This is a genomic window from Shumkonia mesophila, assembly GCF_026163695.1.
In the GTDB taxonomy this organism is placed as follows: domain Bacteria; phylum Pseudomonadota; class Alphaproteobacteria; order Rhodospirillales; family Shumkoniaceae; genus Shumkonia; species Shumkonia mesophila.
Genome location: NZ_JAOTID010000007.1, coordinates 98,414 through 122,905, shown reverse-complemented (window position 1 = coordinate 122,905; position 24,492 = coordinate 98,414). Strand labels below are relative to the sequence as shown.

At 68.4% G+C, this 24,492-nt stretch carries 27 protein-coding genes; 10 read left to right on the top strand and 17 right to left on the bottom strand.

Annotated features, from left to right (window positions below):
- Positions 1 to 61 precede the first annotated feature (61 nt).
- Entirely contained in the window at positions 62 to 736 is a 675-nt protein-coding gene (locus tag ODR01_RS13480; RefSeq protein WP_316978193.1) for a TetR/AcrR family transcriptional regulator, read from the top strand.
- Here the strand turns inward: ODR01_RS13480 and ODR01_RS13475 are convergent.
- Together ODR01_RS13475 and ODR01_RS13470 are read right to left on the bottom strand one after the other, a co-directional pair.
- Entirely contained in the window at positions 733 to 1,242 is a 510-nt protein-coding gene (locus ODR01_RS13475) for a thermonuclease family protein (RefSeq protein WP_316978192.1), read from the bottom strand. The genes ODR01_RS13480 and ODR01_RS13475 overlap by 4 nt on opposite strands.
- Positions 1,239 to 2,216, bottom strand: coding sequence for a S1C family serine protease (locus ODR01_RS13470; RefSeq protein ID WP_316978191.1), 978 nt, complete (start codon positions 2,214 to 2,216; stop codon positions 1,239 to 1,241). The genes ODR01_RS13475 and ODR01_RS13470 overlap by 4 nt, the downstream gene beginning before the upstream one ends.
- 241 nt (positions 2,217 to 2,457) lie before the next feature.
- Here ODR01_RS13470 and larA point away from each other — a divergent pair, with 241 nt between their 5' ends.
- The gene (gene larA, locus ODR01_RS13465; protein ID WP_316978190.1) at positions 2,458 to 3,765 is read left to right on the top strand and encodes a nickel-dependent lactate racemase; all 1,308 of its coding nucleotides are present in this window, start codon (positions 2,458 to 2,460) and stop codon (positions 3,763 to 3,765) included.
- 3 nt (positions 3,766 to 3,768) lie between these two features.
- On the opposite strand, the gene larB is transcribed toward larA, so the two are convergent.
- From larB to ODR01_RS13430, 7 genes are all read right to left on the bottom strand, one after another.
- Positions 3,769 to 4,449, bottom strand: a complete 681-nt coding sequence (gene larB, locus ODR01_RS13460) for a nickel pincer cofactor biosynthesis protein LarB (protein ID WP_316978189.1) — start codon at positions 4,447 to 4,449, stop codon at positions 3,769 to 3,771.
- Positions 4,446 to 5,279, bottom strand: coding sequence for an adenine nucleotide alpha-hydrolase family protein (locus ODR01_RS13455; RefSeq protein WP_316978188.1), 834 nt, complete (start codon positions 5,277 to 5,279; stop codon positions 4,446 to 4,448). Before ODR01_RS13455 ends, larB begins: the two co-directional genes overlap by 4 nt.
- The gene (locus ODR01_RS13450; protein ID WP_316978187.1) at positions 5,276 to 6,508 is read right to left on the bottom strand and encodes a LarC family nickel insertion protein; all 1,233 of its coding nucleotides are present in this window, start codon (positions 6,506 to 6,508) and stop codon (positions 5,276 to 5,278) included. Before ODR01_RS13450 ends, ODR01_RS13455 begins: the two co-directional genes overlap by 4 nt.
- Positions 6,509 to 6,686: 178 nt before the next feature.
- Positions 6,687 to 7,859: an iron-containing alcohol dehydrogenase gene (locus tag ODR01_RS13445; protein ID WP_316978186.1), complete on the bottom strand. Its 1,173-nt coding sequence runs from the start codon at positions 7,857 to 7,859 to the stop codon at positions 6,687 to 6,689.
- A 36-nt stretch (positions 7,860 to 7,895) separates the two neighbouring features.
- Positions 7,896 to 8,192, bottom strand: coding sequence for an antibiotic biosynthesis monooxygenase (locus tag ODR01_RS13440; protein ID WP_316978185.1), 297 nt, complete (start codon positions 8,190 to 8,192; stop codon positions 7,896 to 7,898).
- Positions 8,193 to 8,292: 100 nt separating this feature from the next.
- Positions 8,293 to 9,699: an ATP-binding protein gene (locus ODR01_RS13435; RefSeq protein WP_316978184.1), complete on the bottom strand. Its 1,407-nt coding sequence runs from the start codon at positions 9,697 to 9,699 to the stop codon at positions 8,293 to 8,295.
- A complete protein-coding gene (locus ODR01_RS13430; RefSeq protein WP_316978183.1) occupies positions 9,696 to 10,415 on the bottom strand; it encodes a response regulator in 720 nt (239 codons plus the stop codon). Before ODR01_RS13430 ends, ODR01_RS13435 begins: the two co-directional genes overlap by 4 nt.
- Positions 10,416 to 10,591: 176 nt before the next feature.
- On the opposite strand from ODR01_RS13430, the gene ODR01_RS13425 reads away from it, so the two are divergent.
- Positions 10,592 to 11,056 (top strand): hypothetical protein, encoded by a 465-nt coding sequence (locus ODR01_RS13425; protein WP_316978182.1) that lies wholly within the window; start codon positions 10,592 to 10,594, stop codon positions 11,054 to 11,056.
- A gap of 83 nt (positions 11,057 to 11,139) precedes the next feature.
- Positions 11,140 to 11,391, top strand: coding sequence for an SHOCT domain-containing protein (locus ODR01_RS13420; protein ID WP_316978181.1), 252 nt, complete (start codon positions 11,140 to 11,142; stop codon positions 11,389 to 11,391).
- A 6-nt stretch (positions 11,392 to 11,397) separates the two neighbouring features.
- Here the strand turns inward: ODR01_RS13420 and ODR01_RS13415 are convergent, their stop codons facing one another.
- Positions 11,398 to 12,684, bottom strand: coding sequence for an MFS transporter (locus ODR01_RS13415; RefSeq protein ID WP_316978180.1), 1,287 nt, complete (start codon positions 12,682 to 12,684; stop codon positions 11,398 to 11,400).
- Between the two features lie 122 nt (positions 12,685 to 12,806).
- On the opposite strand from ODR01_RS13415, the gene ODR01_RS13410 reads away from it, so the two are divergent.
- Both ODR01_RS13410 and ODR01_RS13405 read left to right on the top strand, forming a co-directional pair.
- Positions 12,807 to 13,613: an N-formylglutamate amidohydrolase gene (locus ODR01_RS13410; RefSeq protein ID WP_316978179.1), complete on the top strand. Its 807-nt coding sequence runs from the start codon at positions 12,807 to 12,809 to the stop codon at positions 13,611 to 13,613.
- Position 13,614: 1 nt separating this feature from the next.
- Positions 13,615 to 14,751: a carboxylate-amine ligase gene (locus tag ODR01_RS13405; protein ID WP_316978178.1), complete on the top strand. Its 1,137-nt coding sequence runs from the start codon at positions 13,615 to 13,617 to the stop codon at positions 14,749 to 14,751.
- Between the two features lie 10 nt (positions 14,752 to 14,761).
- Here the strand turns inward: ODR01_RS13405 and ODR01_RS13400 are convergent, their stop codons facing one another.
- Entirely contained in the window at positions 14,762 to 15,829 is a 1,068-nt protein-coding gene (locus ODR01_RS13400; protein ID WP_316978177.1) for a response regulator, read from the bottom strand.
- A gap of 170 nt (positions 15,830 to 15,999) precedes the next feature.
- Here ODR01_RS13400 and ODR01_RS13395 point away from each other — a divergent pair, with 170 nt between their 5' ends.
- Positions 16,000 to 16,242 carry a DUF2312 domain-containing protein gene (locus tag ODR01_RS13395; RefSeq protein ID WP_316978176.1) on the top strand — a complete coding sequence of 81 codons (243 nt, stop codon included), beginning with the start codon at positions 16,000 to 16,002 and terminating at the stop codon, positions 16,240 to 16,242.
- A gap of 22 nt (positions 16,243 to 16,264) precedes the next feature.
- Here ODR01_RS13395 and ODR01_RS13390 read toward each other — a convergent pair whose 3' ends face one another.
- Genes ODR01_RS13390 through ODR01_RS13365 form a run of 6 tightly spaced genes read right to left on the bottom strand, consistent with a single transcriptional unit; the run spans position 16,265 to position 21,659 of the window.
- On the bottom strand, positions 16,265 to 16,861 hold the full coding sequence (locus tag ODR01_RS13390; protein ID WP_316978175.1) for an ABC-type transport auxiliary lipoprotein family protein: 597 nt from the start codon (positions 16,859 to 16,861) through the stop codon (positions 16,265 to 16,267).
- A gap of 24 nt (positions 16,862 to 16,885) precedes the next feature.
- Complete coding sequence (locus ODR01_RS13385) at positions 16,886 to 17,887, bottom strand: MlaD family protein (protein ID WP_316978174.1); 1,002 nt, start codon at positions 17,885 to 17,887, stop codon at positions 16,886 to 16,888.
- Positions 17,884 to 18,723 carry an ABC transporter ATP-binding protein gene (locus ODR01_RS13380; RefSeq protein ID WP_316978173.1) on the bottom strand — a complete coding sequence of 280 codons (840 nt, stop codon included), beginning with the start codon at positions 18,721 to 18,723 and terminating at the stop codon, positions 17,884 to 17,886. Before ODR01_RS13380 ends, ODR01_RS13385 begins: the two co-directional genes overlap by 4 nt.
- Positions 18,724 to 18,731: 8 nt before the next feature.
- The gene (locus ODR01_RS13375) at positions 18,732 to 19,553 is read right to left on the bottom strand and encodes an MlaE family ABC transporter permease (protein ID WP_316978172.1); all 822 of its coding nucleotides are present in this window, start codon (positions 19,551 to 19,553) and stop codon (positions 18,732 to 18,734) included.
- A gap of 10 nt (positions 19,554 to 19,563) precedes the next feature.
- Complete coding sequence (locus tag ODR01_RS13370; RefSeq protein WP_316978171.1) at positions 19,564 to 19,890, bottom strand: STAS domain-containing protein; 327 nt, start codon at positions 19,888 to 19,890, stop codon at positions 19,564 to 19,566.
- On the bottom strand, positions 19,887 to 21,659 hold the full coding sequence (locus ODR01_RS13365) for an ATP-binding SpoIIE family protein phosphatase (protein WP_316978170.1): 1,773 nt from the start codon (positions 21,657 to 21,659) through the stop codon (positions 19,887 to 19,889). Before ODR01_RS13365 ends, ODR01_RS13370 begins: the two co-directional genes overlap by 4 nt.
- Positions 21,660 to 21,709: 50 nt before the next feature.
- On the opposite strand from ODR01_RS13365, the gene ODR01_RS13360 reads away from it, so the two are divergent.
- From ODR01_RS13360 to ODR01_RS13350, 3 genes are read left to right on the top strand one after another with little or no spacing between them, the layout of a single operon-like run.
- Complete coding sequence (locus tag ODR01_RS13360; protein ID WP_316978169.1) at positions 21,710 to 22,723, top strand: radical SAM protein; 1,014 nt, start codon at positions 21,710 to 21,712, stop codon at positions 22,721 to 22,723.
- A 5-nt stretch (positions 22,724 to 22,728) separates the two neighbouring features.
- Positions 22,729 to 22,944, top strand: coding sequence for a GDCCVxC domain-containing (seleno)protein (locus ODR01_RS13355; protein WP_316978168.1), 216 nt, complete (start codon positions 22,729 to 22,731; stop codon positions 22,942 to 22,944).
- A 54-nt stretch (positions 22,945 to 22,998) separates the two neighbouring features.
- Complete coding sequence (locus ODR01_RS13350; protein WP_316978167.1) at positions 22,999 to 24,489, top strand: carboxypeptidase M32; 1,491 nt, start codon at positions 22,999 to 23,001, stop codon at positions 24,487 to 24,489.
- Positions 24,490 to 24,492: the final 3 nt, after the last annotated feature.

The window sequence follows — 24,492 nt, the reverse complement described above, 5'->3', positions numbered from 1 at the left end:
TTGACAGGGCTGTACTGTGCAGTACATATACCTCGAGGTTGAAGAGGTCAAGGGGTCGAAAATGGAAAAAGCCGAAGCATTGCCGGAACCGAAGATTGGCCCGCGCGGCCAGGCGCGGCGCAGGCGGCTGCTGGAAGCGGCGATCCGCCTGTTCGACGAGAAGGGGTTCGAGGCGACGACGCTGGCCGATCTGGTGAACGAGGCCGGCGGATCAAGAACCTCGCTCTACGAGTACTTCGGCGACAAGGAGGGGCTGCTGCGGGCGGTAACGGTGGAGCAGAGCGACCGGTTGCTGTCGGATCTGGCGGCGTTGCGTCCGGACTCCTCGATGGCACCCGACGTGGCGCTCAAGCGGATGGGATTGCGTTTCGTCGAGGGCCTGATGGACGAGGAGACGATGGCCGTTCTTCGCATCCTCATCGCGGAAGGCAGCAAATTTCCGGAAATAGGCAAGTTTGTGCTGCGCCGCGGTCCTGACAGCGTCATCGAGCGCACCGCCGAGTATCTCCTCGAACTGGCCGAGGCCGGCAAATTGCGCATCGATCATCCGCAGGAAGCGGCCCGCGCTTTCACCGGCTTGCTGATCGGCAACATCCTGCTGCGGCGCCTGATCTCGCCGACCAGCGGGATGTCGCGGGAAGATCTGGAGAAGCATGTCAACCGGTCGGTCGAAATTTTCCTGACCGGGGTGGGCCTGCGCACCGACGGGGCAGCCTCAGGGTCAACGCAAGCCTAGCGCCGCCGCCAATCCCACGGCGGCTGGCACTCGCCTTCGCCGGCCCACACACCCAGCCGCTGGGTGCGCGCGGCAGCCTCGTCGTCGGCATAGATGCCATGGCCCTGGCGCTTGAAATCCCAGGCGAAGCCCGCCATCACCATGGCGCGGCCGAGGTCGGCGATGGCCGTCGTGCGGCATTTCGCCGCCACATGGCCCTGGGCCGGACGGGACAGCGGATGGCAGGTCACCTCGTGGCGGCCGATCAGGCGGTGCAACGTCTGCACCGCCCAGGCGCCGATGGGCGCCTCGCTGCCGAGAAGGGGACAGGTCTGCTCGGCCTCCGGCGCGTCGATGCCATAGAGCCTGACCCGCGTTTCGCCAAAGCCCAGGGTATCGCCGTCGATCACGAAGGGGATACCGTCGATGGCCTGGGCGGGTGCCGCCGCCGGCGCCATGCCCCATGTCGCCGCCACCGCCAGGGCAAGCCACAGGCGGCCCGGCAAACCGGCGAAAGGCGCCGTCAATGCAGCCGCGGCCGTTTGAGGAGGAGGTTGCAATCGATCGATCGGACGCCGAGCATGATCACCTCGCCCTCGCGCCACAGGGTCAGGGGCACCTCGACACCGGCCGCGCCCATCGACCACACGCTGCGAAACAAATTCGCCAGGCTGTCGACCGGCCGGCCATCCACCTCGACGATACGATCGCCCACCTCGACGCCGGCCTTGTCGGCCGGGCCGTCCTCGGCGATGCCGACGATGACGAACTGCTCCTCGGCGTCGGCGACGTAGATGCCAAGCCACGGACGCGGCGGCGTCGTCGTCCTGCCGAAACGCAGCAGTTCGTCGCGAATGGGCGCCAGCAGATCGATGGGCACCACCATGTTGCCCTCGATCGCCCCCTTGCCGGCCTGCGGCAACTGCACGAACAGCGACCCGATGCCGGCCAGCCGGCCCTGGCCGTCGATCAGCGCGCCGCCGCCCCAGTTGGGGTGCGCCGGCGCCGTGAACAGCGCCTCGTCGAGGACGTACTCCCAATAGCCGGCAAACTCGCGCTTGGCGACGACCGAGGCCTGCGTGGCGTACGGCCGGCCGCCGAAGCCGGCGAACACCACCGGCTCACCGACGTCGACCGCCGCCGCCGAACCGATGGGCAGAGACGGCAACCGCAGATCTTCCAATGCCTGTACCAGGCCGAAGCCGGTCTGCTGATCGTAGGCCACCACATGGCCCTGGGTCGCCTGGCCGTCCGTCCCCATCAACCACACCGATTCCGCCTCGGTGATCAGATAGCCTATGGTCAGCACCAGGCCGCCGTCGTCGATGACGACGCCGTTGCCGGCCCGCTCGGTTCCCAGGATGCCGGCGGTGAAGGCGTCGTCGGGTATTTCGGCGCGCACCGAAACCACCGCCGAAAGCGCCCGGTCCAGGTCGTAGCTGACATCCTGCGGTCGCGGCCGCCGGGATTCCTGAATTTCCGTGTTCTGAGATTCGCTCATGGCGTTCGCTTCCGATCGGCGTAGAGGTTCGTCATCCAGCCGCCCGTATCATCTAGGCAGTTTTGCCGACTCTTTCAAATTCGGCGGCGCCCGGCAACCCCGGCCGAACGAAAACGGGAAATGCAGCCAGGTTATTCCCATCTATGGAGGGTCGAAGCACCTGGATGACCGCCGCCGGGTGCGTTATGGTACGCGCGCCCTCGGGCGCCGGAACGCGGCATAAAAGAAGCGGAAAGGGACCATGCGGATCGACATGAATTACGGGCGGGGAACGATGCCCGTCGAACTGGACGACACCTGGCGGGTAACCGTCATCCGCAAGCCGGAAATGCCGGCGGCGCCGGACCCCGTCGGCGCCACGGTGGCGGCAGTGGCCAACCCGGTGGGATGCGCGCCGTTGGCCGAACTGGCCAAGAAGGCCGGGACCGCCTGCATCCTGATCTGCGACATCACCCGGCCGGTGCCCAACGGCACGGTGCTGCCGGTCCTGCTGCGCACGCTGCTCGACGCCGGCATGAGCGCAAAGAACATCCGCGTCCTCGTCGCCACCGGTCTGCACCGCCCCAACGAGGGCGCCGAACTGGCCGAGCTGGTGGGCGATTCCTGGGTCATGGAAACGGTGCGCGTCGAAAATCACTTCGCCCGCAACGACGCCGACCACGTATTCCTCGGCAAGACCACGCGCGGAACGGTGGTGCGCCTGGACAGGCGCTTCGTCGAGGCCGACCTGCGCATCGCCACCGGCCTGGTCGAACCGCATTTCATGGCCGGCTTCTCGGGCGGGCGCAAGGTGATCACCCCCGGCGTCGCCCACGCCGAGACCATCACCACGCTGCACACCGCGCCCTTCATGGAGCACCCCAACGCCGCCAACTTGGTGCTGGAGGGAAACCCGCTGCACGAAGAGCAGCTGGAGGTGGTCAAGCTGCTGGGCGGCGCCTATGCCGTCAATACCGTCATCGACGAGTTTCGGCGGCTGTCCTTCGTCAACTTCGGCGAGATCGCCCAGAGCCACCTCAAGGCGGTCGATTTCATCAACCGCTACGCCGTGGTCCACGTGCCGGAGCGCTTCTCCACCGTGCTCAGCAGCAGCGCCGGCTATCCGCTGGATCGCACCTATTACCAGACGGTCAAGGGCATGGTATCGCCCATCGACATCCTGAAGCCGGGCGGCGACATCATTATGGTGTCCGAGATTTCCGAGGGCTTCGGTTCGAAGGAATACCTGGCGGCCCAGAAGGAGCTGATCGAAAAGGGTGAGGACGGCTTCATCGAGGGCCTGTTCGGCAAGAGCCACGCCGCCGTCGACGAGTGGCAGACCGAATACCAGATCAAGGCCATGCGGGTGGGGCGCATCCAGCTCTACACCAAGGCGCTGACGCCCGAAGAGCGGGCGCTGACCGGGGTCGAGATCATTTCCTCGGTCGAGGAAGCGGTGCGCCAGAGCGTGGCCCGCCACAAAGACACGCGCATCGCCGTGGTTCCCGAGGGGCCCTACGTGGTGCCGCTCTATCGGGCCGAGGCGGCGGAAGCGGCGGTGGCCGAGTAGGCGCTAGGCAACGGCCGGTGGTGTTTGGCGCGCAGCCCTCAAAATCCGAAGCGCGGCGCAGGCGGCGCCATACCCATTGTCGATATTGGTGACCAGGATGCCCGGCGCGCAACTGGAGAGCGCCGCGTGCAGCGCCGTTTCACCCTTGGCCGACACGCCATAGCCGGTCGAGGTCGGCACCGCGATGATGGCGCCCGGCAGCAGGCCGCCGATCACCGAGAAGAGGGCGCCGTCCATGCCGGCCACCACGATGACGACGGCGAAGCGCTTGAGTTCCTCGAGCCTTTCCAACAGCCGCCACAGGCCGGCCACCCCGATGTCGGCCCACTCGGTCGCCGCTTCGCCATAGGCGGCGAGCGTGCGCACCGCTTCGCGGGCAACGCCTATGTCCGACGTGCCGGCCGTCACCACGGCGATGCGAGCCGCTTCCGTCGGCGCCGGCAGGCGGCCGAGAAGGGCGGTCCGGGAAAGCGCGTCGTAATCGGCTTCGCGGCGCACCTCGGGTGGCAGCGCCGCGAACACCGTCGATTCCAGTCGCGTCAGCAACAGCGGATGCCGGTCGTCCTTGGTGGCCACTGCGCAAATCGCGGCGATCTGGGCCGGCGTCTTGCCCTCGCATAGAATGGCCTCGGCCAAGCCGATGCGGGCCCGCCGGGCCGCGTCCCATACCGATTCCGGGCTCATGCGCCTTCGGCCTTGAGAAAGGCGCTGCCCATGCGGTAGGGCCCGAACGGCAGATCGGCGCCATAGCCGCGCGCCCGCGCCAGGCCGGCGACCTCGCCGCGCAGGGGCGCGGCCTCGGGGGCCAGCACCATGGCGAGGCTGGCGGCATCCAACTCGACCGCCGGGCCGTCGTGGCGGATGCGGCAGCGCACCGCGCCGGCGAAGCCTCCGCGGTCGGCCAGCCAGCCGCTGATGCGGTTTTCCACGGCATGGACGAAATCGAGCGCCTCCGGCGTCACCGCAATGCCGGTCTCGATGCGGCTCGACAGGCAGGGCGACGCCGGCAGCTCGGCGATGCCCTCGAGGCCCAGGGTACGGGCCACCGCCCGGATGCCCGCCTTGTCGATGCCGGCCTCGATGAAGGGGTGGCGCACGCCACGCTCGGCCGCCGCCTGCATGCCGGGGCGATAATCGCCCAGATCATCGGTATTGGCCCCCGACACCACTTGGCGCTCGGTCATCGCCGCCAGGCTGCGGTACAGCGACGACTTGCAGAAGAAGCAGCGGTTGACCGGGTTGGCCAAGTAGTCCTTGTCGGCGAACTCGCCGGCATCGATCACCTTGAGCGTCCAGCCCTCGCGGGCCGCCAGGGCACGGGTGCGCGCCGTCGCCTCGGCCGGCACCGCCGGCGAGGTGGCGTGGATCATCTCGACCCCCGCTCCCAGCCGCCGGTGGGCGGCCTGGGCCAGCGTCAGGCTGTCGACGCCGCCGCTGACGGCGACGGCGATGGAGCCCAGGGAATCGAGCACCGCGTTGAGGGCTTCCAGCGGGGTGGCGTCAAAATCTTTCATGCGTCGTCGGTCTTCCGTTTGCTCGTCTTGCCATTGCGCAACGCATCCCCTTCGGCGGCGACGCGGACGGCGGCCCGCGCCACCCGCCCGCCGGGAACGTCGCGGATGTCGTCCATCTCAGCCTTGGCCGTCGCCCCGCCGGGTCGCGAGACCACCTTCACCCGAACCCCGCCCGCCGTCACCGCCCGGCGATCCAGCTCGAACCGGCGGGCCAGATGCCAGCGCAGGCCGATGGTCGTCGTTTCGGCGAAGCAGGCGGCCGCAACCCGTTCGACGGCCGGCGCCCGGCACAGGATATGGACGGCCGCCATCAGCCGCCCCTTCTTGCCGAAAACCGCCGCCTGGGTCACGTCCAAGACGTCGGCCTCGGCGCGCAGCTTGTCAAGGCCGGCCGCCAAGTCCTCGGGCGTCTGATCGTCGACCTCGAAGGCGATGACCGCCACTTCGCTTTCTCGCCCGGGGGCGTTTTGGGCAGCCGCGTCCGTGTCGAACAGCAGCGCGCGCAGGATGTTGGGCAGGCCCGGCAGGGCGCGGGTGCCGAAGCCGGTGCCGCTGGCCGTCAGGGTGGCCTCGGGGAGCCGCCGGCGCGCCGGCGCCAGCGCCTTGAGGATGGCCGCCCCGGTCGGCGTGATGCGTTCGCCGGCGATGCCGTCATCCAGTGTCTCGAAGCCTTCGAGCAGACGGGCCGTGGCCGGGGCCGGCACCGGCAGGATGCCGTGCGCCGTCTTGACGCGTCCGCTGCCCATCGGCAGCGCCGAGACCGACCATGTGGCCCCGCCCAGCGCCTCGATGACGAAGGCCGCCCCCACGATGTCGGCCAGTGAATCCCAGTCGGCCACCTCGTGGAAATGCACCTCCTCGGGGTCTTGGCCGTGGACCGCCCCCTCGGCCTCGGCAAGCAGCCGGAAAATAGCGATGGCGCGCGCCTTCACGCCCCCGTCCAGGCGGCTTTTCTCAATCATCGCCCGGATGTCGCGGAAGGCGACATGATGGTGGTGTTCGTGGGGATGGTGATGATGAACGCCATGCGCAGGCGGCACCACGTGGAAGCGCCGGCCGGCCAGTCCGTCGGCGTGATGGTCGACGGCCTCGGCCGTCCACCCCTTCGGCAGGCCGGCGGCGCGGATGGCCTTGAGCGCGCCGTCCACCAGATCCGGCCGCGCATCCAGCATGGCGGCCAGGAACATATCGCCGGCGACGCCGCCTAGGGCGTCCAGATGAACGTGCACGCAGCGGCCTCCTGAAAATCACGCCGTCGGGCGCCCGACGGCACCGGGCCTCTCGTACCCCGGTTGCCCGGCCGAGGGCAACGACTTTTCTCCCCACAATTTTGGGGACACCATACTAAATTCCATCGACAGCGGCTGATCAAGCGATCGATCCGAATTTAGTATGGTGTCCCCAAAATCAGAGCCGCCGCTCGAGGATTTCGGCGATTTCGTCCTTGCCCAGCATCACCGGGTTGGTCTTCATGCTGGTGCCGCCGCTGGCGCCGGCCACGCGCGACACATCGGCGGCCGACATGCCCAGCGCGCCCAAGCGCGGGATCTGCAGACGCTCGACCCACTCGAACAGGGTCTCGACCAGAAGATCCAGCGTGCGTTGCGCTTCCAGGTCGTCGCGCCCCGAGAGCAGGCGCCCTGCCTCGGCGTACTTGGCGAGTGCCGGCCCGCCGGGATCGCGAAGCCTGAGCGCCCGGATGTTGGTTTCGGTGGCCACCGCCAGCAGCGTGCCGCAGGCGACGCCATGGGCGATCGGCAGGAAGGCGCCCAAGGGCGAGGCCAGGCCGTGAACCACCCCCAGCCCGGTCTGGGCCAACGTGATGCCCGACATCAGCGAGGCGTAGGCGGCGCAGGAGCGGCCCATGCGGGCAGCGGGATCGTTGCGGCCCGCCCTTTCCCAGGCGGCGAAGAAGCCCTTGCGGAAGGCCTTCATCCCCGACAAGGCCAGCGCGTCGGTCATCGGATTGGCGCGCGGCGACACATAGGATTCGAGGAGCTGGGTCAGCGCATCCATGCCGTTGGCCGCCATCTGCGCGGCCGGGCAACCGATCAGCAGCGCCGGATCGACGAGGGCAACGCGGGCCACCAGCTGCTCGTCGCGAAACGACTTCTTGAAACCCTCCGATCCGCGCCGGCTCAAGACCGCGTTCCTGGTCGCCTCGCTGCCGGTGCCGGCTGTCGTCGGCACGGCGATGAATGGCACGGCGGGGCCCGCATACGGCACGCCGCGCCCGACCCCTTCCAGGTGATCCATCACCGAATTACCCGGGATCAGCAGGCCGGCTATGGCCTTGGCGGCGTCGAGCGCGCTGCCGCCGCCGACGCCGACGACCACCCCGATGCCGGCCGGACGGAAACGGGCCACCGTTTCGTCGACCAGCTCCGGCGACGGCTCGTCCTCGACCGTCACGGTGTCGAACTCAAGGCCGGCCTGCCGGCAGCTTTCCACGAAGTCGGCCCAGCGCGGCGATTCGCGGAACGAGCGGCGGCCGGTCACCACCAGGGCGCGGGCGCCGAAGGCCCGCGCCTCCTTGGCGATGCCGGCGCTGGCACCCGCCCCGAAAACGATCCTGGGCACACGCCCGGTCGAAAAGGACGCAATTCCCGTCATCGGCTAGTCGACGGGAAAGAGGCCGTTATACGGCACGCCGTCGCGCGGCTGCGCCATCATGCCGGCCACCGCGTCGCGCCACCGAACGTAATGCGGCGTTTCCTTGTGGGCGGCGGCCTGTTGGGCGGTGACATAGGCCTCGTAGAGGATGAACCTGGCCGGATCGCGGGTGTCCTGGAGCACGTCGAAGCGGCGGTTGCCGGCCTCCTCGATCGATCCCACGTGGTTGACCCGGCTGGCCTCGATGAAATCGTCGACCCGGTCGGGCTTCACCTGGACATGAACCAGCGTAACGTGCATGGCTCCTCCCCCTTTTCGTTTGATTGGATGGGCGGCGGGGAGTCTCGCAGGTTGGCGGTCGGATCGCAACGCGCCTGGGGCCGCCCTGCCCATGACTTTCTCATCGTGGGAATTCGAGGATGGCGCTGAGGCCGCCGGCGTCGCGGTTTTCGAGCCGCACGTGGCCGCCATGGGCGTCGGCGACGGCCCGCACCACGCTCAAGCCCAGACCGACGCCGCCGGGCCCGGTGCCGCGCGACTTCTCGACCCGGTAGAAGGGCGCGAAGACGTTTTCCAGTTCGTCGGGCGGGATGCCGGGGCCATCGTCCTCGACGACGATGCGCACCTCCCCGGCGTCGACGGCGACGGACACGCGGGCGCCACCGCCGTATTTCACGGCGTTCTCGATCAGGTTGGCCACCGCCCGCTTCAGCGCCGCCGGCCGGCAGGTCACGGCAACCTTCTCGGCCGCCGCGAAGGAAACCGCCTTGCCGGCATCGGCCAGATCGTCGCACAGGCTTTCGACCAGGGCGGCGAGATCGACCGGTCGCGGCGCCTCGGCAAGGGCGTCGTCCCGGGCAAACGTCAGCGTCGAGGCGATCATCGCCTCCATCTCCTCCAGCGTCGCCAGGGTCTTGGCCTGCTCCTCGGCGTCTTCGATAAATTCGGCGCGCAGCCGAAGCTGGGTGATCGGCGTGCGCAGGTCGTGCGAGATGGCCGCCAGCATGCGGGTGCGATTCTCGACCAGGCGGCGCAGGCGGGCCTGCATGCCGTTGAAAGCACGCGTCGCCCGGCGGATTTCGAGCGGACCGGTTTCGGGAAGCGGCGGCGCCTTGACGTCACGGCCCAAACGGTCGGCCGCCTCGGCGAAGGTGCGAATGGGGCCGGTCAGCCGGCGGACCGCCCACAGCGAGAAGACCACCACCGTCACCACCATCAGGACCAGGGACAGCGCCGCCGGGGCCGACCACAGGCGCGGCGGGTCGGGAATCGCCGCCGCGAAGGTGAGCCATTGGCCGTCGCCCAGGCGCACCGAAGCGCGCAGCGAGGCCCCGACCGGCCAGTCCTCGACCATGCGGGGGGCGAACCAGCCCATGTGCATGTGCCGCTGCAGGGACCCCGTCATCATGCCCGGCCGGACGGACGGCGGTTCCGGCGGCCCCTCCAGGCGCACGATGACGTCGCCCTCGGCCACCGGGATCTCGCTGGCCAGGAAGCGGCGGATGAGGCCGCCGCGCCAGTCCTCGGAGGCGTCGGGCACGAGCCCGCTGTCGCCGGTCAGCGTGACCCGCAAGGTAGGGCCCTGCACCGTTTCCAGAATGCGGCCCCGCCATTCGGGCGGCACCTGGTCGACCAGGCGGGCGATGGAGGCGATGCGCCGGGCCGTCTCCTCGCCGCCGGAAAGCGCCAGGATCTCCACCCGGTCGCTCGAATAAATGGCCATGCTGACCAGATGCGACACGGAGAGCCCGACCAGGAGGACGAGCACGGTCTGGCCGAAGAAGCTTTTGGGCAGCAGACGCCTCATTCCCCGCTCACCTCCGGCGTGAACACGTAGCCACCGCCCCACACCGTCTTGATGATCTGCGGGTCCTTGGCGTCCTTTTCGATCTTGCGGCGCAGGCGGCTGACCTGGGTGTCGATGCTGCGATCGAACGCCGCCGCCTCGCGCCCGCGGGTCAGGTCCAGAAGCTGGTCGCGGCTGAGTACGTGGCGAGGATGGGCGACGAAGGTCGCCAGCAGGTCGAACTCACCGGTGCTGAGCGGCACCGCCACGCCATCCGCCGACACGATCTCGCGCCGGGCCAGATCGAAGGTCCAGCCGGCGAAGCGGACCGCTGTCTGCTCGGGCGCCTTGCCCTGCTCCGGGAGCGACTGGGCGCGGCGCAGCACCGCCTTGACGCGAGCCAGAAGCTCGCGCGGGTTGAACGGCTTCGGCACGTAGTCGTCGGCCCCCATCTCGAGGCCGACGATGCGATCCGTTTCCTCGCCCATGGCGGTCAGCATGACGATGGGGATGTTCGAACGTGCCCTCAGTTCGCGGCACAGAACCAGCCCGTCCTCGCCGGGCAGCATGAGGTCGAGGATGACGAGGTCGATGCGGCTGGTTTCCAGGACCCGCCACATGGCCTTGCCGTCCTCGGCCGTGCTGACGCGGAATTCGTGCTTGGCCATGAACCTGGCCAGCAGGTCGCGGATTTCGCGGTTGTCGTCGACGACCAGGAGGTGCGGCGTCTCGTTCATGGCTGGATTATAGGGGCCGCCCCGCCGCCTTCCGCGAAAAAAGTGTGACAAAGTGTGGCAACGCCTGGGTCCGGCAAACCTTGTTACCAATGAGGGCTTTGCCGACACACTCGGGTTACAGCCGATGGCTATACCAGGGTCCACGACATCCCTCGGAAGAAAGAAAGGCTTCAACCATGAAACGCTCCCTGATCGCACTGGCTACCGTCGCCACCCTGGGCCTCACCGCTTTGGGCGCCACCGTCACCCTCGCCGATCCCGCCGACGGCCCGACCCGGCCCGGCTGGGGTCCCGCCATGATGGGCGGCGGCTATGGCCCCGGCATGATGGGCGGCGGCTACGGCCCGGGCATGATGGGCCGCGGCTACGGCCCCGGCGCCATGATGGGCGCCGCCGGAACCGATGTTCCTTGTCCCGGCCTGGCTGCCGCCACCGCCAACGCCGAACCGCTGACCCTCGACGACGCCCAGAAAGTCGTCCAGCAACGTCTGGCCTGGATGGGCAACGACCGCCTTAAGGTCGGCAAGGTCGAGGCCAAGGGCGACGCGGCGTTTACCGCCGAGATCGTCACGCTCGACAACTCGCTGGTGGAAAAGCTGGAGATCGACGCCAAGACCGGCTTCATGCGTCCCGTGCGGTAAGCGCATTCCGCACGCTCCCCGGGCGGCCGGCCGCCCCCCTCGGTCGGCCGCCCACGCCCCTTCCCTGCCTCAGGAGATCAACCATGTGGAACAACGGCTTCAATCACTGGAACATGATGGGCTGGGACGGCGGCGGCTGGCCGTGGTTCATGGGTTTTCACGGCATCCTGTGGCTGCTGTTCTTCGCCCTCATCGCGTTCGCCCTGGTCCACCTGATTCGCGGCTGGCGCAGCAATCCGGTCCGCGAGGCGGCGCTGGCCACCCTCGGCCAGGAATACGCCAGCGGCCGCATCGACCGCGACGAGTTCTTCCGCCGCAAGAAGGACCTGGACTGAGCCTTCTCAGTCGGCGCCGGCGACCGGCTTACAGCGGGTTTCGCGGGTCATGAGGGCGGCCAGGCAGGCGGCGACACCGGCCACCAGCAGCGTCACCAGGGCCGCCTTGAAGGTGGCCGGCGCGTAGACCCGGCCGCCATCGACCAGGCGGCCGTCCCAGCCACGGTCGAGCAGCCAGCCGATCAGCGGCTGGAAGCCGGCGCTCATCGCCATCACCGCCATGTTGACGAAGCCGACGGCGGTGGCGCTGACCCGCTGGCGGTTGTTCTCCCGCGCGGTGGCAAACGACAGCACCATGGCTCCCGAGAAGATGCCGTGCACCAGAAGCAGGCCCTGCACGGCAAGCAGCGGCAGCCCCGGCAGGTAAAGAGCGGCGGCCAGGGTTGCCAGCGCCGCCATGCTGGAAACCACCATGGGACCCCGACGACGCCCCAGGTGATCGGAGATCCATCCCGCGGCCGGCGCGCCGATGGCCCAGCCGACCAGCATCAACGTCGTAGTGAAAGCCGCCGCCGGGCGGGTCAGGCCGTACATTTCCATCATGTAGGGCACGCCCCACAGCCCGGCGAAGGCCAGCACCGGAACCGCAAGCCCCGCCCCAAAAATGGCACATGTCCAGCTTTGCGGGGTGGCCAGCACCGACACCAGCCCGCGCAGTACGCTGCCCTCGGCGGGCGCCGCCCTGCCGCCCGGCGCCGCATCGATGCGCACGAACCCCCAGATCAGCAAGGCGAGAACGGCGGCCACGACGGTGGCCCCCAGAAGGGTGGGCCGCCAACCCGCCGTCCCGATGACGAAGGCCAGGGGCGTCTGGCCTCCGACGCCGCCGGCCATGCCCAGCAGCAGGGTCAGCCCCGTCAACAGGGCGAAGCGGCGGGCCGGGAAGCCGAAGGCGGCGATCTGGAGCGTGCCGATCCAGGCAACCCCGGCGCCGGCCCCGATCAGCGCCCGGCCGGCATAAGCGAGAGCAAGCGAATCCGCCGTCGCGAACAGCCAGCTTCCCGCCGTGCACAGGATGGCGGCGGCGGTCAGCATGCGGCGCGGGCCGAAGCGGTCGACCATCACGCCGACGGGGATCTGCAATCCCGCGTAGGCGTAGAAATAAAAGGCGGTCAGGTTGCCCAGCACGGCGCCCGAGACGCCGAAGTCGCGCATCAGGTCGCCGACCATGACGCTGGGCGCCACCCGCTGGAAAAAGCCGTAGCAATAGAAGGAGGCCCCGCACAGCCAGGCGATCCAGGCCGCCAGGGTGGCCGACGGTACCGTGCGCTGCGATCGCTCCGTGGTGGTCATCCGGCACCGGTCCGTCGTTGGCGGGTCACGCGAGAGTGCAACTTAAGGAGCCGTCCCATCGGCCGCAAGGCGGGCCTTTTGGCGGCGACAACCCGGCTGACAAAGCGGGCGATCTTCCCTATATGGTTGTCATGGACGCCAGCGCCCCCAAACCCGCCGGTCTCTGCCCGCTTCTCGGGGCCGACGATCCGGCCGTCGCCGAAATCCTCAATCCCGATGGCCGGAGCGGCTTTTTTCTGCTGGCCTGTCATGCCGGCCGCGCGATCCCCAGATCCTTGGGCACCCTCGGGCTGGACGAGGCGGCGCTTGCGGCCCACATCGGCTGGGACATCGGCGCCGCCGATATTGTGCGTCGGCTTTCGCCGCGTCTGGACGCGCCGGCCGTGCTGGCCACCTATTCGCGCCTGGCGATCGATCTCAACCGCCTGCCCGGCGCCATCGATTCCATTCCCGCCGAAAGCGACGGCACCGCCATCCCCGGCAACCGCGATCTCGGCAACGAGGCGCGTGAGCAGCGTATCGACGGCCTGTTCTGGCCGTACCACAACCGGGTCGCCGAGGCCTTCGCGTCGCGTTGGAACGGCGGGCGCCCGGCGGCGCTGATCGCCATCCACACCTTCACGCCCTGCCTGAACGGCGGCCTGCCCCGGCCGTGGGAAGCGGGACTTCTGTGGAACCGCGACGACCGGCTGGCGCGGCCGCTGATCCGTCACCTGCAAGAACGCAACCTGTGCGTCGGCGACAACCAGCCCTACTCGGGGCGCTCCTTCGGCTTCTCGATGGACTACCACGCCGGTGACGCCGGCGTTCCCCATGTCGGCATCGAAATCCGCCAGGACCTGGTCGACACGCCCGCCGGCGCCGAGCGCTGGGCAGCCCTCATCGAAGAGGCCTTGCTGGCCGTCGGTCCCGTGCGGGCGGCCCGCTGAGATGACGGCCGGCGATCCCCCGTTCACTGTCGGCGTCGAGGAGGAATACCTTCTGGTCGACCGCCAGACCCGCGACATCGCGGCCGAACCGCCGGCGGCGATGATCGAGGAATGCCGCTCGCTGATCCCCGATCGGGTGCGCCCGGAACTCCTGCGCTCGCAGATCGAGGTCGGCACGCGGGTCTGCCACACCATCGGCGAGGCCCGCGAGGAACTGGCCGGGCTGCGCCGCACCGTCGCCGGGGTGGCCGCCAGCCACGGACTGGCGCCGATCGCCGCCTCCACCCATCCGTTCTCGGAATGGCAGGACCAGCGGCACACCGACAAGGAACGCTACAACATCCTGGCTCGCGACCTGCAGGCGATGGCGCGTCGGCTGCTCATCTGCGGCATGCATGTCCACGTCGGCATCGACGACGACGACCTCAGGATCGACCTGATCAACCAGGCCTGCTATTTCCTGCCGCACCTGTTGGCGCTCAGCACCTCCTCGCCATTCTGGCGCGGCGAAGATACCGGCCTCAAATCCTATCGGCTGAGCGTGTTCCATGGGTTGCCCCGCACCGGCCTGCCCGAATATTTCGAGTCTTTCGGCGAATACCGGCGCCACGTGAAGATCCTGACCGGTGCCGGCCTGATCAAGGACGGCACGCTCCTGTGGTGGGACATCCGGGCCAGCGCCAACTTCCCCACCATCGAGATGCGCATCACCGACGTCTGCACCCGCCTGGACGACGCCATCGCCGTCGCCGCGCTGTTCGTGTGCATCGTGCGCATGCTTTATCGCCTGCGCCGCGCCAACCAGCGCTGGCGGCGGTATTCCCGCATGCTGATCAACGAGAACCGCTGGCGGGCCCAGCGCTATGGCATCGACGAGGGCCTGGTGGATTTCGGCAAGGGGCAGATCGTCCCATTCTCCGACCTGCTGGAAGAGCTGATCGGCCTGATCGCCGAGGATGCCGAGGCGCTGGGCTGCCGCCAGCAGGTCGAGCGCACCCGCCGGATCGTCCGGGAGGGCACCAGCGCCCATCGGCAGAGCGAAACCTACGCCCGGGCCGTCGGCGCCGGAGCCAAGCCCCGGGAAGCCCTGCGGGCGGTGGTCGACGGACTGATCGAGGAAACCGTGGCCGACCTTTAGGCCGGCCGGGTCAGATCGCGGTCATGCGTTTCTTGATCGCCGCCTTGAGCGAGGCCAGCAGCTCGCGGCCGACCATGCCGCCGTCGCCCGATACCTTGTCGCGCAGCACGGCCCGCATGGCGTCGATATGGGCCCTGACGATCTCGACCATGTTGTTGTCCTCGCGACAGCTGGCCCCGGTGGCGTCGTAGAGCATCTTGCCGAAGATCGAAATCAGCGGATAGCCGAACGTTCCGCCCTGGCCCCGGAGCTCGTGGGCCAGCATGTTGATTTCATCGAACTGACGGCGCCGGCCCGACGGCTGCTCCAGCGCCTGTTCGCACAGGCGGCTCAGTTTGGTCAGATAGCCCCGCGCCCATTCTGTGAAATCGAGCGCCGCCCGCTGGAGCTGGGCCTCGGCTTCTTCCAGCAGGTTGAACGGGATCTCGCCGCCGCCGTCGCCGCCGCCCAGACCCGCCACCTTCTCCTTCAGGCGGTTGGGCAGCCGGAACTCCCATACCTCGGTCGGCGTCGCCGGCTTCACCACGCGGTCGGCCGAATAGACGATGGCGATGTTGCTTTCCTGCGTGACGCGGCGATCCCGGCCCGGCGGCGGCAGGTCGCGCCGGCGACGGTTGGGGCCGAAGTAGTTCTGCGTCGCGACGTAGGAGCGCGGATAGTCGATGATCTGGAGGAAATGCTTGTAGACGGACTCCGCGGAGAACGGCTTGGCCAAAAATTCATTGGCTCCGAAATCGCGGGCCTCGGCCACGTAATGGGTGTCGGCCGCCCCCGACAGCATGATGAACGGCAGGAAACGGTTGGGCGATTCCTTGCCGGTGCGAATCCAGCGCAGGAGCAGGAGCCCGTCAACGGGGGTCATCAGCAGATCGGAAACCACCAGGTCGAAATCGCGCAACCCCCTCAACTCGCCGGTCCGCCCGGAAAGCTTGAGGATTTCCACCGCCTCGGCGCCGTTCTTCGCCGTCTCGATGTAGCCGACCTGGAACTGCCGCAGCAGCGTCTCGAAGACGGTGCTGATGTAATTGTTGTCCTCGACGAACAGGACGTTCAACCGCTGGAAGTCATAGATCGCCACGCGGTTCTCCCCCCGATTTTATTGCTCCCCAGTTATGGTCTTAATTCCTAATACTTAACAAGCGGTTACCGTGACGACAAGGGCGGCCGCACCGGCAGCGGCGAAATGCCCCTTGCACGCCCCCCGGGGGGGCAATTATGGTCCGCCTTCCATCGGAAAGGGAATCCATCATGGCGGAAGTTGGCGGCATCGCGGCGGACCGGCTGCGTTCCATCGTCGAGCGGATCGAAAAGCTGGAAGAGGAAAAGGCGGCGATGGCCGCCGATATCCGCGACGTCTATGCCGAGGCCAAGGGCAACGGCTTCGACGTCAAGACCCTGCGCCAGGTCGTCCGCCTGCGCAAACTCGATGCCGCCGATCGCGACGAGCAGGAAGCGCTGCTCGATCTTTACAAGCGGGTGCTCGAACTCTGACCCCGGGCGGCATCCGTCGGCGCTACGGCGCCGGGATGTCGGACGCGATGCCTGCGCAAATCGCCGCCACCGCGCCGTTCAACGCCTCGACGGCGGCGCCGACGGTGTTGTCCGCGGCCGCCTTTTCGACCTGATAGGTCTTGAGCAGCAGCAGGCGCTCCTCCTTGCGGGCGTTCAGCGCCACATCGAGGGCGACGACGACCTTCGGCGACGGTCCCCGCACCTGCTCGACCCGCTTGATCTTGACGATCAGCATGAAGTCGGGGTCGACCCTGAGTTCGGGCGTCACCACGCTCTTGGCCACCCCCGCCGCCCGCAGATAGCCGACCATTTCGTCGCGCAGCATCGCGCCCGGCGGCTCGAGCCAGAAATGATAGTGGTAGGCGCTGACCTGCAGGGGATCGGCGGCCTCGCTGAAGACGATGGGCCGGCCCGCCATCAGGCCGTCGGCGGAAAAGCGCGGCACCTCCAGCGTCCCCGACAGCTTCGGCTTTTCGAGGGTGGCCTGCGGCGGCGTCACGCGAAGCCGATAGAAAGTGTCCTGGGTCACCGTCGGCTGCGCGCAGGCGGCCAGCAGCAGGACCGTGACGACGACGATGGGCGAATAGATTCTGGTCACTGGACTTCCTCCCTCGGCCTCTCGTCACTGGCCGCCGACCGCCTGGTCGCGGGGTGGCGTTCCCCCTAAAAGCAGCCCCGGATTTTCCCGAATCTGCCGGCTGAATTCGTACATGTTGCGCGACGCGCCTTCCATGTTCTGGTTGAGCAGGTCGATATGCTGGGCCACCGATTCGACCACATGGCGAAGGTCGACGATGGCCCGCTCGACGTCGAGCTTGTTGTCGATGAGCATCGTATCCAGCGTCCCCAGCACGCCGTCGATGCGGGCGCGGGTGGCGTTGATGTCGCGGGAAAATTCCGCCAGGTTGCCGACCGTCGCGTCGGTCTTGGCGAGCACGCCCTCCAGGGTCCGGCGATTGCCGGGGCTGAACAGCTTGCCGAACTCGCCGGAGGCAATCTGCATCTGCGCGGTCAGGCTTTGCACGTCGTCGACAATCGCCGGCAGACGCCGGGCCAGATCCGCGGCCATGCCGCCCAGGTCGTCGACCAGCTTGCGGCCCTGGTTGCCGACGATCTCGTCGACGTTGCCGACCGCCCGGTTGAGGGTGGCGATGAGGGGCTTCAAGTCGCCCTCGGCGAAGTCGCCAAGCTGGCCCGCCACCGAGGCCATCGCCGCGAACAGGTTCTCCGCCTCGCGGCCCTCGATGCGGTCGCCGGGCTTAAGCGACGCTTGGCCGGCCCCTTCGGAAATGGCGATCACGATGGCCGACAACAGACCCGGCGCCTGGATGGCGGCGACACTACCGGCCGGGATGCGCCATCCCCGCCGGACGCTGAAGTCGACGCGGAAGCGCATGCCGCCGCCTTCGGGCACCGGCGTCACCGTTTCCACCTGGCCAATCGCATAGCCCTCGTAGAGCACCTGGGTCCCATACTTGACGCCGGTGACGTTGCGATAAATGGCGTGGTATTCGTCGGTCGCCCCGCCCCCGCCCGAGAGGACGACCACCGCAACCACCAGGGCGGCCGTCATGGCAATGACGAAACCGCCAACCATGGCATAGTTGATCCCACTGCCCTTCATGCCACCGCCCCCTTGGCTTTCTGTTCGCCCATCAGCCGCCGCAGATATTCGTCGGGGTCGATGGGCTCGTCTTCCATGCGCCGGTTCAACAGGTTCTGGATGCGCTCGCTCGGATGGGCGCGCAGTTCCGCCACCGTCCCCGTGAACAGGATCTCGCCGTGATCGAGAACGGCGATGCGATCGGCGATCTTGAACGCGCTCTCCAGCTCGTGGGTGACCACCACGATGGCCATGTCCATGGCATCGCGCAGCTTGAGGATGAGGTCGTCGAGCGCCGAGGAGACCACCGGATCGAGCCCCGCCGACGGCTCGTCGCAAAAGAGGATGCGGGGGTCCATGACGACGGCCCGGGCGAATGCCGCGCGCTTGATCATGCCGCCCGACAGTTCGGCCGGCATCAGGTCCTCGAAGCCGGCCAGGCCGACCACCTCCAGCTTGAGGCGGGCCATGATCTCCATGGTCTTCTCATCGAGGCTGGTGTGCTCGCGCAGCGGCAGCATGATGTTGTCGCCCACCGTCATCGAGCTGAACAGGGCGCCGCCCTGGAAGGCCACCCCCATCTTGCGGCGCAGGGCCAGCAGGGCGCGCATGCCGAGGCGGGCGACGTCCTGGCCGAGGACACGGATGGTGCCCGAGGTGGGCGTCTCAAGCGCCATGAGGTGGCGGAGCAGCGTACTCTTGCCCGACCCCGAGCCGCCCATGATCACCAGGATCTCGCCTTCGCGGACGTCGAGGCTGACCCCCTTGAGGATCAGGCGCGGACCGTAGTGGGCGACGAGATTTTTGACCTCGATCACCTTGCCGCGCGGCCCTGCGGTTTTTTGCGTCTCGCCCACCCGTCCCCCTATCTCGTCATCGCGGCCACGAGGACGAACAGCATGTCGGTGACGATGATGGCCGAAATCGCCTGCACCACGGCGCGCGTCGTCGCCTGGCCGACGCCTTCTGCACCGCCCTCGACGCGGGCGCCGTTCATGACGCCGATGACGGCGATCAGGATGCCGAAGGCGATGCTCTTGAAAAAGCCGTGCAGCACGTCGCCCACGGTCAGCGCCTCCAGCAGGCCCGCCACATAGGCCTTCATCGAAATGCCGAGATCGATGCCGACATAGAGGCCGCCTGCATACATCGCCGTCAATCCACTGAAAATGGTGAGCGCCGGCACCATCACCAGCATGGCCAGCAGCGCGGGCGCCACCAGGAAGCGCTCGGGCTGGATGCCCATGACCTCAAGCGCGTCGAGCTCCTGGTTGATCTTCATGGTGCCGATGCGCGCCGCCAGGGCCGAGCCCGACCGCCCGGCGATGAGGATGCCGGTGATCAACGGCGCGAATTCGCGCACGGCGCCCTTGGCGATGCCGAAGATGACCCGCGATTCGGCGCCCAGCGGCTTCAAGGAGATGATGCCCTGCATGGCCAGCACCGCCCCGATGGCCGCCGACAGCACGGCGATGATGGGAATGGCGTGGATGCCGACCTCCATCATCCGGCGCAGCACCGCCTCGGCCCTGACCGGCTGGCCGACGAAGGGTCCATAGACCAGCCAAAAGATGCTTTCGCCGGCCAGGACGGCGCAGGTGCCCACTTCTTCGAGCCCGCGCACGGCGGCGTGACCGATCCGTTCGAGGAACCGCGTAACCGATGCCTGGGGGACGCTGGGCGGCATGGCGGTTCGGCTAACCCTTGATGCCGTCCTCGACGGCGGCGTGGATGGTGAACACCCGGTCCAGGCGGGCCAGCCTGAACACCCGCATGGCGGCTTCGCTGACCGCGGCCAGCGCGAAGCCGAGGCCGGCCTTGCGGGCCTTCTGGAAGGCCTCGACCAGGGATGCGACGCCGGAACTGTCGATGTAGGAAACCTTGGACATGTCGACGACGACAGGCCGCCTGAGCGCCACGCAGTCGAGCAGCACCTTGCGCGCGGCCGGCGAGGTTTCGAGGTCGATGTCGCCCTCGAAGGCCACCACGGTGTGGCCGCCGCTCTCGCGGATCTCGTGTTTCATCGGGCCTCCCCCACTCGCAACCTCTTTACCATTTTCAGCAGGTTGCCGCCATGGCCCGAAGCCGGGGCGAATTCGACGACGTCCATGGTTTCCTGCATCAGATGGGTGCCGAGGCCGCCGGGCCGCACCTGGTCGAGGTCGCGGGGCCTGATCTGCCCGGGATCGACCGTTTCGGCGAAATCGCGCAACAGCACGATCAGGTCATCGCCGTTGCGGCGGATTTCCAGCGTGATCTCGCCGTCGGGATCGCCTCCGTAGGCATGGCGGATGATGTTCTGGCAGGCCTCGTCGACCGCCATCACACAGTCGCGCGCCACGTCTTCCGGACAGTCCGCCGCTTCCAGCGCCGCCGCGATCGCCTCGCGGACCCCCTTGAGCTCGGGAGGGCGCGACGGGAAGGCCAGGCGGAGCAAGCCTTCGCCCACCGACTGGCCGGCCGGGCCGGCGTCGTTGACGGCCAGCAGCGTCAAGTCATCGCGCAACGGCCGGCGCGACTGGTGCAGGCGCGCGATGACCGCGTGCAGGCGGTCGGCGACCGGCATCTCCGAACAGGTTTCCAGAATTGCCTTCAGCCCCTCGACTCCCAGCGTCCGCTCGTCCTCGACGTACCCTTCGGTGACGCCGTCGCTGAACAGGTAAAGGGTGCCTCCATCGAGATCCACCTCGGTTTCCGGATAGCCGTCGGGCCCCGGCAGCGGCAGGATGCCCAGCGGCGGCGCCTCGGCCGGCAGCGCCCGATAGCGGCCGTCGCGGTCACGACAGAGCGGCGGTTCGTGGCCGGCGTTGGCCAGCCGCACCTTGCCGGTGCCGGGCTCGAACACACCGCCGACCATGGTGACGAACATGCCCCGCGTCGAGGTTTCGCAGATCTCGCGGTTGATGACGGCGAGCAGCCGCCCCGGCGACATTTCCGTCTTGCCCAGGCAGCGGAACAGGCTGGCCGTTTTGGCCATCATCAGCGCGGCGTTCATGCCCTTGCCCGCAACGTCGCCGAGCGCGAAGCAGATGGCGCCGTCCTCGCGCTCGAAGAAGTCGAAGAAGTCGCCGGAAACCATGCGGGCCGGCACGTTGATCCCGTGCACGGGAAAGGGCTCGGGCCGGGCCTTCGGCAACAGGCTGCGCTGGATCTCGGTGGCCAGTTCCAACTCGTGGCGGACCCGTTCCTGCTCGACCAGGGCCTGGGCCTGCCTGACGTTGACGATGGCCAGCGCCGCCGACGCGCTCAGGCCCTGGAGGATGGCGAGGTCGCTGTTGTCGAAAAGGCCGTCGCCGCCCCGCTTGTTGACCAGCTCGATGGCGCCGATCCGCTCGTCTCTGACCGACATCGGGGCGCACAGGATGGAGCGGGTAGTGAACCCGGTCTGGCCATCCACCGCCCGATGAAAGTCGGGGTCCTCGGAAGCGTCGCGGACGATGCACCCGGCGTTCGCCTGCACCGAGCGGCCGACGATCCCCTGGTCGGCGTCAAGCACCAGACCGATGATTTCCACGGCCCCGCAGCAGGCGTAGCAGCGCAGCTTGCCGCCCGTTTCGTCCAGCAGGAAAAGGGCGCCGCCCTCGGCGTCGAGGTAATGGGTGATGCGCTCGACCGCCTTGGCCAGCGTCGCTGCCAGGTTGCGGCTCGACGCGAAATCCGCCCCCATCAGGGCCAGCAACTCCAGGTGGTCTGCGGCGGTCTTGCCGGACCGGGCCACAAGGTCATCGAGGGATTGCCGGGCGCCCATGCGCCGACTATGCCCCGAATCGCCGCGCCGGGCAAACCCGGGCATGGCTTGACCGGCGAGGCCGGGCCCGGCTAGCCTCGCTGGCGGAGGGCACGATGCCGCAGGGTCTTCGCCAACGGGTTCGTGACTGGGTCTTTCGGCCATGGCTGGACTGGGCGCAGGTCGAGGTGACGACCGCGTGCAACGCCCGCTGCGTCTATTGCCCCACCGCCACGTTGGGCCGGGCGTGGCCGCGCCGCCATATGCCGCTCGCCGATTTTAAGCGCATCCTGCCCATGCTGGCGCGCTCGGCCCGGCCGTCGCCGTGGGTTCAGCCGCTCCTGCATCTGCAAGGATGGGGCGAGCCGCTGCTCAATCCCGACTTCCTGGCCATCGTCGCCGCCGCCAAGGGCGCGGGCCTTCGCATCGGCACCACGTCGAACGCCATGGCGCTCGATTCGGAAATGGCCGCCCGCCTTGTTGCGGCCGGGATCGACGTCCTTTCGCTCTCCGTCGCCGGCATCGATGGCCGCAACGACGCCATCCGCCGGGGCACCCGCCTGGAGCGGGTGTTCGAGGCGCTGGCCGCGCTCGACCGCCACAAGAAGGACAGGGGCAGTGCCACGCCCTCGCTGCATATTGCCTACATGCTGCTGACGTCGGGCCTCGGCGACGTCGAGCGTATCCCCGAAACCTTCGCCGGCCGCGGCGTCGATCAGATCGTGATCAGCACCCTGGGCTTCGTCGCCGACGAGGCGCTGCGTCCCGAGGCCATCGTCCCGCAAACCGAGGCCGAGTACGCGGCGCTCGATTGCCGCCTCGGGCTCGTCGCGGAAACGGCCGCCGCCATGGGAATCGAGATGCACTACCGGATTCCCCCGCCGCCCGGCCGGCGGCCCGACCTTTGCGTCGAAAACGTCCAGGCGGCGGCGATCGTCACCGTCGACGGGGAAGTCACGCCCTGCATGTTCAGCCGTTTCGACGAAACCCCCTTCGTCTTCGGCGACCTCGCCCGCCAATCGCTGTCGGAAATCTGGTGGAACGATTCCTACCTCAGGTTCCGCCGCTCGTTCTGGGACGGGGCGCCGCCGCCCCGCTGCCTCGCCTGCGACAAGCTGGACCGGCATTGACCGCCATGGATATTGCCGACACCCAACGCCTCTCGACTCTTATCTGCCCGTCGTGCGGCCACGCCTCAACCGAGGAAATGCCGCTCGATGCCTGCGTCTTCTTCTACGATTGCCCGGCCTGCGGCGCCCGGCTCAAGCCGAAGCCTGGCGACTGCTGCGTGTTCTGCTCCTACGGCGACATCCCCTGCCCGCCGATCCAAGCCGGCGGCAAATGTTGCTGAGGACCTTGCCGCGCTGACTTGTGGGACCGTGGCGGGGCGATTATGTAGGGGGCCATGCGCCATTCCCCATACCAATCCCTCGAAAACCGTTTCCGTCGCCTGTTCGCCCTGCGCGATGCCGAGACCTTCCTGACCTGGGACCTGGCGGCCATGATGCCGCCCGGCGGCGCCGACGGCCGCGCCGAACAGTTGGCTCAGTTGCGCGCCGTTCAGCACAATCTGCTGACGGCGCCCGACATGGGCGAGCTGATCGAGACGGCCGACGGCGGCAGCCTGACGGACGGCGAGGCCGCCAACTTAGGCGAGATGCGCGCCCTCTGGCGGCGCGCCGTCGCCCTGCCCGAAGACCTGGTGACCGAACTGTCGCGGGCCAACTCGGCCTGCGAGACGGCATGGCGGGCCGCCCGCCCGGCCAGCGATTTCGCCGCCATCCTGCCCCACCTGGAAAGGGTCCTGGCGCGCATCCGCGAGAAGGCCAAGATCCTTTCCGAAGCCCTGGGCCTGTCCCCCTATGACGCCCTGCTCGACGCCTACGAGCCGGGCGGGCGCGCCGCCGACATCGACGCCGTCTTCGACGATCTGGTCGCCTTCCTGCCCGGCTTCCTGCAAGAGGTCCTGGCCCATCAGGCAGGCCAGCCGGCGGTCATCCGCCCCGAAGGCCCCTTTGCGGTGGAGACGCAACGCCAGCTCGGGCTGCGTTTCATGAAGCAGTTGGGCTTCGACTTCGACCACGGCCGGCTGGACATCAGCCTGCACCCCTTCTGCGGCGGCAGCCACGAGGACGTGCGCATCACCACCCGCTACAACGAGGACGAATTCGCGTCGAGCCTGATGGGCGTGCTGCACGAAACCGGCCACGCCCTTTACGAGCAGGGCCTGCCCCGAAAATGGCGCGACCAGCCGGCGGGCGATTCCCGGGGCATGAGCGTGCACGAAAGCCAGTCCCTGATGATCGAGATGCAGGTCTGCCGCTCGGGCCTTTTCCTTCGGTACGCGGCACCGATCCTGGCGGAAGCCTTCGGCGGCGACGGGCCGGCGTGGGAGGCCGGCAACCTGGTCCGCCTGTTCACCCGCGTCCAGCCCGGCTTCATCCGGGTCGACGCCGACGAGGTCACCTATCCCGCCCACGTCATCCTGCGCTATCGCCTGGAGAAGGCCCTGGTCGAGGGAACGATGCAGACCCGCGACCTGCCGGCGGCGTGGAACGAGGGGATGCGGGCGCTGTTGGGCATCACGCCACCCGACGATCGGCGCGGCTGCCTGCAGGACATCCACTGGTACGACGGCGCCTGGGGCTATTTCCCGACCTACACGCTGGGCGCCATGACCGCCGCCCAGTTGTTCGCCGCCGCGAAAGAAGCCGACGCGGCCATCGAACCCGGCATCGCCGGGGGCGATTTCGCCCCGCTGCTGGCCTGGCTGCGCACCAACGTCCATGGCAAGGGATCGCTTCTGGGCACGCGCGACCTGCTGACCCAGGCAACCGGGCGGCCGCTCGACGCGGCGCCGTTCAAGGCCCACTTGCGGACCCGTTACCTGGCCTAACGA